Raw genomic sequence first — 10000 nt, 5'->3', positions numbered from 1 at the left:
TTTCGTTTATAAGAATTTTGTAAACGCTTTCCGTTTTTATATTATGCGCTTTCAAATTATTTTTTTCTTTAGTTAAAATATTATCCGCTTCCGTTATCGCTTTAAAATAATCTTTTGAAGAATAATATTTATTCATGATTTTTATATTGTCGCTTAAACTTATATTTTTAATAGAATCGTCATTTTGGCGGGCGGACATTTTTAATTCGTTTATAATCATTATAATAATTTCGTAATTATTGATTTTGGAATTATAATCGAAATCAAGTAAATTTTTTCCGTATTCGATTATTAAATTTATTTTTATATCGTTTATATTACTAATATTTTTTAAAGCGGACAATATATAACTTTCTTCATTATTTAATTTTTTTATTTTATTTGCTCCGCTCAATATCGGAATAACATATTCTGGAATATTTGCATTATTTATATTGATTATATTAAAAAATAATTTTTCAATAAATTCTGGTTTTTCAATAAGTTTTTCGTATAAATCGACTATTCTAATATTTTTATTCGCTTCGATATTGAAATCCAAAAGAATTGATTTTATCATATAAATATTTTCTTTCGATAAATCGCTATAATATATTTCAGAAAATAAATCGGCGCTTAAACAAATTATTTTTTCAATATCGTCCATTTCGGAATATTTTATATTGTCAAATTCGAGCAGTTTGCAAGAGGCTTTATATTCCAGCAAGCGAACTTTTTTTTCTATAGAATCTATTCTTTTTGATTCTTCGTCAATTTTATGCAAAACAAAATTAAAAGATTCTCTAATATTTTGGCATATAATTATCAGTTCTTCTTCCAAATCTTTTTCAATATTATTTAATTTATTATTTAAATATATCAAACCTTCGTAAGTTATTTTATTTTGTCCCGCCAAATATTCTATCATTCTCACGGAAGCGTTTTTTATAATAGCGTAATTATAATCAATCTCTCCTCTAATTTTTCTGTTTTGTCCCGTTATCGAATAGAGTAAATTTTTGAAAAATCCCTGCTCTGTTATAAAATCGGCTCTCGATTTTCCCGCACTTAAAGAGGTTATCGCTTCTATTATTAATTCGGTTAATTTTGAAGAATTATTTTCGTATTCGCTTATATTATTTATTATAAATTCCTGTATTATATTTTTATCTTTCGCCTCTATTTCGTTATCGTATGGCAGAGTCAAATTAAATTCCATTATCGCTCCGAATATAATAAAAATGATTTAGTTTCATTATACTATTTATTTGATTTTACTACAATTAGTAATTTTTAAAAAATATTTAAAAATATTAAATAAACGCTTGATTTTTTTAAATTAATTAAATATAATTAAACATTAAAAAATAATTAAATTAAGCGGGGATTTATATGTCTGACAAAATTTCAAAATTTCAAAAAAATGCCGAATTAATTTTTACATACTTTTACAATAACAGAATGATAATTATATCAGCGTTCGTTCTGATTATAGTTATAGTCGCGGGAATTTTAATTTATAACATGAATATCGAAAATCAGGATAAAACGGTTAATGCCGAATTTGAATCCGCGTTCGCGTTATATAGTCAAATTCCGCAGGATAGATTGAGCGACCCGAATGTTGTAATAGAAATAACTACAAGATTTCAAAAAGTTTATAGAGAAGCGAAAGGAAAAAATCTAAAATTGAGAGCGGCTTATTCTTTAGGTTCGATTTATTACGATATTGGAAATTTTAGCGAATCTTCAAAATATTTTAAAGAAGTCGCGGACAGCAGAGGATTTTATTTGCAGGAAAGCGCCATTTATAATTTAGCAAATTCTCAAATCGAATTAACGAATTATACGGAAGCGGCTAATACTTTGGATAATTTTATTAAGGCTTATCCGAATAGCTATTTGAATCCGCAGGCTACTTTGACTTTGTCGGATGTTTATAGAAAACAAAACGATAAAACGAAGTCTATAAATGTTTTGAGAAATTGGCAGAATAATAACGATACGAATAATCAATATTTCAGTATATTTTCGGAAACGATAAATCTTATAGAAAATAATGTTTATTAAAATTGGAATTTAATCTTGTTTGAAGGAAATAAAATTTGAATAAAGAAGCTCCTCTAATAGTTCAAGGAGACGGCACAATTCTTTTGGATGTCAGCGCAAAAGATTTTGAGGAGATAAGAAATTTCATGCTCGTCTTTGCCGAACTCCTTAAAAGCCCCGAATATATACATACTTATAGAATAACTTTAGTATCTCTATGGAATGCGGCAAGTTTGAATTATAGCGCAGATTCTATTATAAGTTTTCTAAAAAAATATACTTCTTACGAAATACCGAAAAATATAATCAAGCAGATAGAAACGAGTATAGAAAAATACGGAAAAGTAAAAATAATAAAAGAAAATGAAAATTATTATTTGATAAGCGAAGATATAGATATTATAGACGAAATAGCTCATTATAAACCAGTTTTAAAATATATAAAAAAAACAGTCGATTCGAATAAAATTGAAATTGAACCGATTTATAGAGGACATATAAAACTCGCTTTAATAAATATCGGCTATCCCGTTCAGGATTTGGCGGGCTATAAAATTGGCGAAGAATATCATTTTAATTTGAGAGAAAAATTATCTTCAAGCGGAGAGAATTTTATTTTAAGAGACTATCAAAAAAATTCTGCGGACGCTTTTTATGCAAACGGAAAACCCGAAGGCGGCGCTGGAGTAATTGCTTTGCCATGCGGAACGGGAAAAACAATTGTCGGCTTGGATATTATGCATAGAATACAGAGCAAAACTTTAATTATAGTTACTGGAGTGACGGCTTGCAGACAATGGAGAGAAGAAATACTTGATAAAACCGATATTCCGCCAGAAGATATAGGAGAATATAACGGATTAAATAAAGAAATAAAACCGATAACGATAGCGACTTATAAAATATTGACTTACAGAAAAAATAAAGAATCTCCTTTCGTTCATTTTGAAATATTCTTTCGTCAAAATTGGGGACTCGTAATTTATGACGAAGTTCATTTGCTTCCAGCTCCGATAATAAAACTTACAAGCGAAATACAGAGCATGAGACGACTCGGACTCACGGCTACTCTTATTAGAGAGGACGGACTTGAAAAGGATGTATTTTGTTTAATCGGTCCTAAAAAATTCGATATGCCATGGCGCGAACTCGAAGAGAAAAAATTTATTGCGGAAGCCTACTGTTACGATATAAGAGTTCCGTTAGATGAAAGCCATAGAGACGATTATGTCGTTTCGAGCGATAGAATAAAATTTAGAATAGCGAGCGAAAATATTTTAAAATACGATATGGTAAAAAAAATAATTGAAAAAGCCAAAGGAAAAAATATATTGATTATCGGGCAGTATTTATCGCAGCTTGACGAAATGCAAAAAAGAACGGGCTACACGATAATCACGGGAAAAACTCCTCAAAGCGAAAGAGATATTATTTATAAGAAATTCAAATCAGGAGAAATAAATACTCTTATAGTTAGCAAAGTTGCAAATTTGGCGGTTGATTTGCCTGACGCTAATGTTTTGATACAAATATCTGGGACTTTCGGCTCGAGGCAGGAAGAGGCTCAAAGATTGGGAAGAGTTTTGCGTCCGAAAAAAGGCGAAAATAAAAGTTATTTCTTTTCGATTATTACAAGCGATACGAAAGAAGAAGATTTTTCACATAAAAGACAATTATTCCTTACCGAACAGGGCTATCATTATGAACTGCTTGATATGGATTCTTTTAATGAATTGGAAATATAGAAGTAAATCTACAAATATTGTCATTCACCGTAGGCGTCCCGCACTCTGTGGGCTTTAGCCTAGGAACGAGGACGAAGTCTGCGACAAAGTCGGCGCTAAAGCGGACAGCGTCCAGACGCCAAGTAATCCAAAATTAAGAAATTCTATTTTCAAAATTTAATTTTATCAAAAGTGGATTGCTTCGCATTTGCTCGCAATGACGGTTTAGTAAAAACACGCAATTACAATAAAAATTAAAGTTTGAAATAATGAATTCAATAAACAATTTAAGGTTTACAATGTTAAAAAATAAAAAAAATTTCATTTAATTAAAATAGAAAATAATTGAATTATGTTAACTTTATTCGTAAATTAGCTTAAATTCTTTCATAATTTAATTACTTTATTATAAATTTCTTATTTTTTTTGATAACAATAGGCGACTGCCCGCTTTAGCAAAAATTTTATTTGACTTTTCCAAAAAATTTATTATATTTATAATAGAGATTAAACTAAAGGAGTAGTAATTATGAAAAAACTATTAATTTTATTATCTATTTTATTTGCTTTCATAAGTTGTAATAACGATATAACAAAAAATAAAACTATAACAATTAGCGGCAACTTGATACAAGGTAATGTTACAGGAAATCTTTATTTTGATATTGATAATGGAAATAGGGATAAATATTATATGTTTACATCTGAAAGCGATATAGAATTACTACAAAATTATGTAAATAAACATCTAACTATAGAGACTGAATATAAATCTAACTACTATGTTAAAATTTTTCGAGCAGAAGGCGTAGCTTTATTTAATGTCAAAATTATTGAAAGTTCTGAACCAACAAGACTTATTTGGTTAATAGGCGAGGTTTATATGGACCCTAATCAATGGGTAGACTAATCCACAATAACCTGACGAAATTAAAAAGTTGCCTTATATGGATTTACTATAAACTTGGATTTGAATTTAAAGTAGCTTGGCTTAAAGCCGAGTTCTTATTTTATATAAATAATAATCAACCTATAGGAATTCCATTATCGCAATCTTCATTGATTGTTAATAATGCAACTTCGCCGTTTTCTTTTACCGCTCCCAATACCAGACATTCCGAGAAAAAATTCGCTATTTGTTTTTTAGGAAAGTTTACGACAGCGGCTATTCTTTTTCCTATCAAATCTTCTTTTTTATATAATTTTGTTATTTGAGCCGAAGAGACTTTTATTCCGAGACTGCCGAAATCTATTTTAAGTTTATAAGCTGGTTTTTTAGCTTTTGGAAAATCTTCCGCTTCGATTATAGTTCCCGTTCTTATATCTAAAGCCAAAAAATTATCAAAAGAGCATTCGTTTTTTATAGAATTCATTTTATATCCTTTTAAAAATTTTTTTATAAATTATACAATATTTTTATAGATAATTAAATTTATTCGGTTTACATATAAAATAGAACTAAAATAAAAATTAATAAAAAATTATAAATAGAAGGCGTATCAATGAAAAATAAAAAAATAATTATAATAGGCGCGGGACTTTTGCAAGTTCCAGCAATACAAATAGCGCAAGAAATGGGATTATACACAATCGTTTTTGATTATAATAAAGACGCTCACGGAATGAAAATTGCCGATTTGCCGATGGTTGTGTCGACTCGAGATGTTGATGGAAGCGTTAGAGCGGCGCGAGATTTAAGCAAACAGATGGAAATCAACGGAGTAATCACGGTTGGAACGGACGCGTCCACAACGGTTGCCGCCGTAGCTAACGCACTCGGACTCCCGGGAAATAGATTTGAAGACGCTTATGCCGCCTCTAATAAAATAAGAATGAGAGAGAGATTCAAAAAAAATAATGTTCCGCAGCCGAATTTTTTTCCCGTTTGGAATTATGAAGAAACAATCGAAGCGTTTAGACATTTAAATAAACCTGTCGTTTTAAAACCCGCAGACAATATGGGAGCGCGAGGAGTAATGAAAGTGGAAAACGAAAGCGATATACTTGCCGCTTTTAATAGAGCGAAAAGTTCTTCTCCGTCTGGCGAGGTTATAATTGAAGAATATATGGACGGTCCCGAACTTTCTATTGATATGCTTATTTACGATAACGAAATTTATGTTACTGGAGTCGCCGATAGAATAATAGAATATCCGCCATTTTTTATCGAGACGGGGCATATAATGCCTTCCGCTTTGGATAAAGAAAAAATTGAAGACGCGATTAAAGTTATGAAGGACGGAATAAAAGCGCTTAATCTAAAAATCGGCGCGGCTAAAGGAGATATTAAAGTAACTAAAAACGGCGCTATGGTTGGAGAAATTGCCGCAAGATTATCGGGCGGATTCATGAGCGCTTATACTTATCCTTTATCGACTGGAGTCAATTTGATTAAAAACGCGATAGAAATAGCTTTGGGAAATCCTCCGAGCGATTTAAAACAAAAATGGAATAAAGTTTCGGTAGAGAAAGCATTTTTGCCGGGAACTGGAATAATAGAATCCATTGACGGAATAGAAAAAGCGAAAAATATAAACGGAATAAAAGAAGTATTTATAAAAACAAAAGTCGGAGATATACTCGTTCCGCCGACAAATAATTTAGATAAAGCGGGAAATGTTATCGCCGTTGGAAACACGAGAGACGAGGCAATCGCTATAGCAAATAAAGCTATCGACTCCGTTCATTTTAGACTCACGGATGAAAAAAACTTGACTATGGAAGAGATAAAAAGATTGGCGCAGGAAAAATTGGCTTCAAAATTTAATCTCTCTTATTTATTTAGATATAGCACGGACGAAGAAACGGGACTTTCAAATTATACTTTCTGCCCGAATATAATTCATGAAGAAAAACCGATAAAATTAGAAACGACAATTTTTAATACTCATGTCGCCCAGCCGATAATAATCGACACTATTCATAATCTTAAAGAAGCTATAGACGGAATAATGGATATAAGAGAATATTATCAAATAACGATGGATGTCGCTTCAAGCTGCGAAGTTCTTGCAATATTAAACGATTTTAACGATGAAGAATTATTCGAACTATCAATTAAAATAATCAAAGAGCATAAAAGAGGAATAATAATGCTAAACGGAAATAATTCTGAAGAAGTTTTGATGCATAGAGCGAAAGAATCTCAAAGAAACGGAGCATGCGTGGTTGGAATAGATTTGTCATATTGCTATGATATTAATTTAATCGAAAAAAATAAAATATTTATAAAAAGCGAAAAAGAATTGAATAATTTAAGAAAAAGTTTGGATATTCCGCTAATAATAAAAGGTTTGTCGAACGATAAAGATATAGAAAATATGTTTAATAAGAATATAAATAGCCTATATTTTTCAAATAATAATAAGTATTTATTAAAAGGTATAAAAAAAGTTTCCGATACTATAAATAAGATTGCATTAAATTTACATGGTAGTCGTCATAAAATGCAAATAAATATGCTTGCCGAATCTCCAAGATACGGAAGCGATTTGTTTAAGTATTTTATGCTTGGTGCGAATGCCGTTTGTATAACGGAAGAGAGTTTTATTGCAACCGTGAGTAAAGGCAGAAAGGGTTTGGAGTATATGATTTATTCCAATAAAGAAGAACTTGAAAAAATGATGAAAGTTTTTGGGAAATCGGAATTAAAATACGATAGCGATATTATTTATAAGAATTAGGCAGAGGTTATGGAGTCAAAAAAAGTTAGTTTATCGAAATCATATTTATGCGGATTTTTCGCTTCTATGATATGCGCGTTAATATACAGCACGGTTTTCATTCCGATTTATATACTTTTAATATCTTCCAATCCTCAAAATTTTTTCGTCTATTTATTATATACTCTCGATATTTGGGTTTGGATTTGGATTGCAGTTTCAATATTATACGCTTTTATAATAGTTTTGATGTTTAATATAGAAAATGATTTTATAAACGGAGCGAGTAATTTTTTATTTTTTATCGTAACTTCGGCGATAGTTTTGCTTTCTTTAAGTTATATTCCAGAAATACAAAAGATTTTATACAGAGGAGAATATACTTTTTATTTTGTGATTCTTTCGGTGGCTTTATTTTTTATTTCTATACAACTTACTTATTCAGTAAAAAAAATGATAGCGTTTATGTATAAAACCATTATTTATAATTTGGGATACGAAGAAGAAAATAACGAAGAATCGGGAGAAGAAAATATTAATAATATTGAATCCGAAATATTTTTTAATACTCTTAAAAATATTATCTCTTTTTCCCAAAGACATGAATACGCGATAGGACTTATGGGTTTTAAAATATCAAATCATAAAAAAATCGAAGAAAAATGCGGGGATTTGGGTTATAAAAATATTAAAGAAGAATTGATAAAATTTATAAAACAAAATTCAAGAACGGGCGAAAATCAATGCTTTATAGAAAATAATACGATATACACTTATATTTATTCGGACGAAGAAGAAGCTTGGAAAACGATTAGAAGATATTTTAAGGGATTAAAGAATTATAATTTTGAATTTAACGGCGAAAATATTGATATTGAAATAACTATGGCGATAAGCGGTTATGACTTTTCAATTAATAAAATGAATAAAATATCGGCTTTTGTGATTAAAGATAATTTGATTACAAAACTTCAAGAGGCTTTGATTGAAGCGGAAGAGACGGAAAATCCTGTCGTATTTTATCAAAAAGGAATATAATTGTGGAAGTTTCATTAATATTTATAATCATTTTTATAGTAGTATTGGCTATAGCTACTAATTATTTTATTAGAAGCGGAACATACGGAAATAAATTAAAAAGAATAACTCAATTATATAATGAAAATAATTATGACGCTACTATGCGCGAGATAAACGAACTTGACCCTAAACATAAAAGAGAACCTTATATATTATGGGTTAGCGCAAATTTATATTATAAACAGCAGCAATTTATACTCGCTATGGCGGCTTTACAAAATATAATCGATTCTGGAGCTTATACAAAAGAGATAAATCAATTAAATGTTCGCGAATTTTTAGCGAAAATCTATGAAGAAACGGGAAATTATAAAAAAGCGATAGACGAATATAACGAAATAATAAGATTGAAAGACCAGGATTTTGATTCTTTATTTAAAGCGGGAAGTATTTCCTATGAGGCTGGAGAATGGGCTTTAGCTCAACAGTATTTTAGTTTGGCGGTTGCTCGAAACGACAGCAATCCTCAATTACTTTATATGCTTGCAAATTGTTATTATCAAATGCGTTCCTATCATGCGGCTCAACAGCATATTCAACATGCTTTGGATTTGGACCCGACTAATGTTCAATATCATTTGCTTATGGGAGAAGTTTTGTCGGCATCGAGAGATTTTCAAAATGCAGTTGTGGAATTGGAAATCGCTTATGGAAGCAATGTATTGGAAAATAAAGACGCTATTTCTTTACAGCTTGCCAATTCTTATTATGAGCTTGGAAATTACGATAAGGCAAAAAGTTATTACGAACAGGTTTTGAATAAAGAAGATATTCCTAACGATAAAGTGGTTGACGAAAGATATAGATATGCCGAGACTTTGGTAAAAAATAAACAGTTTGAAAATGCCGTTCGACAATGGGAAATAATAAAAGCCACGAGAAATATTTATTTAGATATAGACCATAAATTAAAAACCTACAGTTCGATTATCGCAAACAACGCTTTAAGAACCGCTTTGGAAATGGATGTTGTAGATTATTTGGAAAAACATTTTTATAGAGTATTGACTTTAAACGGATATATAGTGACAGACCATAGCAAGAAATCCGACACTTTGGTTTTCTTCGTTACGATAAAAAAATTCGGTTCGGAAGGACAGTCTTATAAAAGCACATTCGCTCTCGATACTTCGGGCTATCCTATGAGGCAGGATGTTGTAGACCAATTTGTCGATTACGCGAGAGTTTATAAAAGCGCTCACTCTTTCTTAATCAGTATTGGCGGTTTCGCTCCTAATTTAAAGACGGACGATACCATAGCGATAATAGAACCCGACAGATTCGAGGCTATAATTGAAGGCGTAATTTCATTTAGCGATTAATTATTATTATTTAAGAATTTTATTATTTTTAATGCTTGACAAATTTTAATTATTTGTGTATAATTTTCTTAAAATTAAAATTGATAGAATTAAAAATTAAAAAAAGGACTTTTGAAAAATGAGCGGATGTAAATTCTACAATACAATACAATACAATACAATACAATACAATACAATACAATAC

At 30.1% G+C, this 10000-nt stretch carries 8 protein-coding genes; 6 read left to right on the top strand and 2 right to left on the bottom strand.

Features of this window, described 5'->3' with window-relative positions:
- Window positions 1-1198, bottom strand: a 1198-nt coding sequence (locus tag ACR0QS_RS07455) for a hypothetical protein (RefSeq protein ID WP_432632810.1), incomplete at its 3' end; no start/stop codon positions are given.
- Window positions 1199-1371: 173 nt separating this feature from the next.
- On the opposite strand from ACR0QS_RS07455, the gene ACR0QS_RS07450 reads away from it, so the two are divergent.
- The 3 genes from ACR0QS_RS07450 to ACR0QS_RS07440 all read left to right on the top strand — a co-directional run bounded on the left by ACR0QS_RS07450 (window position 1372) and on the right by ACR0QS_RS07440 (window position 4662).
- Window positions 1372-2049, top strand: a complete 678-nt coding sequence (locus ACR0QS_RS07450) for a tetratricopeptide repeat protein (RefSeq protein WP_432632809.1) — start codon at window positions 1372-1374, stop codon at window positions 2047-2049.
- Between the two features lie 35 nt (window positions 2050-2084).
- Window positions 2085-3773, top strand: coding sequence for a DNA repair helicase XPB (locus tag ACR0QS_RS07445; RefSeq protein WP_432632808.1), 1689 nt, complete (start codon window positions 2085-2087; stop codon window positions 3771-3773).
- A gap of 508 nt (window positions 3774-4281) precedes the next feature.
- Window positions 4282-4662 (top strand): hypothetical protein, encoded by a 381-nt coding sequence (locus ACR0QS_RS07440; RefSeq protein ID WP_432632807.1) that lies wholly within the window; start codon window positions 4282-4284, stop codon window positions 4660-4662.
- A gap of 115 nt (window positions 4663-4777) precedes the next feature.
- Here the strand turns inward: ACR0QS_RS07440 and ACR0QS_RS07435 are convergent, their stop codons facing one another.
- Window positions 4778-5125, bottom strand: a complete 348-nt coding sequence (locus ACR0QS_RS07435) for a tRNA-binding protein (protein WP_432632806.1) — start codon at window positions 5123-5125, stop codon at window positions 4778-4780.
- A gap of 129 nt (window positions 5126-5254) precedes the next feature.
- On the opposite strand from ACR0QS_RS07435, the gene ACR0QS_RS07430 reads away from it, so the two are divergent.
- The 3 genes from ACR0QS_RS07430 to ACR0QS_RS07420 are packed head-to-tail and all read left to right on the top strand — an operon-like array spanning window position 5255 to window position 9816.
- On the top strand, window positions 5255-7435 hold the full coding sequence (locus tag ACR0QS_RS07430; RefSeq protein ID WP_432632805.1) for an ATP-grasp domain-containing protein: 2181 nt from the start codon (window positions 5255-5257) through the stop codon (window positions 7433-7435).
- A gap of 9 nt (window positions 7436-7444) precedes the next feature.
- Window positions 7445-8452, top strand: coding sequence for a hypothetical protein (locus ACR0QS_RS07425; protein WP_432632804.1), 1008 nt, complete (start codon window positions 7445-7447; stop codon window positions 8450-8452).
- Window positions 8453-8454: 2 nt separating this feature from the next.
- Complete coding sequence (locus ACR0QS_RS07420) at window positions 8455-9816, top strand: tetratricopeptide repeat protein (RefSeq protein WP_432632803.1); 1362 nt, start codon at window positions 8455-8457, stop codon at window positions 9814-9816.
- The last annotated feature ends 184 nt before the right edge of the window (window positions 9817-10000 follow it).

It is taken from the genome of Brachyspira sp. (assembly GCF_050873525.1).
Classification (GTDB): domain Bacteria; phylum Spirochaetota; class Brachyspiria; order Brachyspirales; family Brachyspiraceae; genus Brachyspira.
This window is presented reverse-complemented; position numbering and strand designations above follow the sequence as displayed.

Coding starts and splice junctions, on each gene's coding strand:
- ACR0QS_RS07430 (WP_432632805.1), top strand. CDS start 5,255: ATGAAAAATAAAAAAATAATTATAATAGGCGCGGGACTTTTGCAAGTT.
- ACR0QS_RS07450 (WP_432632809.1), top strand. CDS start 1,372: ATGTCTGACAAAATTTCAAAATTTCAAAAAAATGCCGAATTAATTTTT.
- ACR0QS_RS07435 (WP_432632806.1), bottom strand. CDS start 5,125: ATGAATTCTATAAAAAACGAATGCTCTTTTGATAATTTTTTGGCTTTA.
- ACR0QS_RS07440 (WP_432632807.1), top strand. CDS start 4,282: ATGAAAAAACTATTAATTTTATTATCTATTTTATTTGCTTTCATAAGT.
- ACR0QS_RS07425 (WP_432632804.1), top strand. CDS start 7,445: ATGGAGTCAAAAAAAGTTAGTTTATCGAAATCATATTTATGCGGATTT.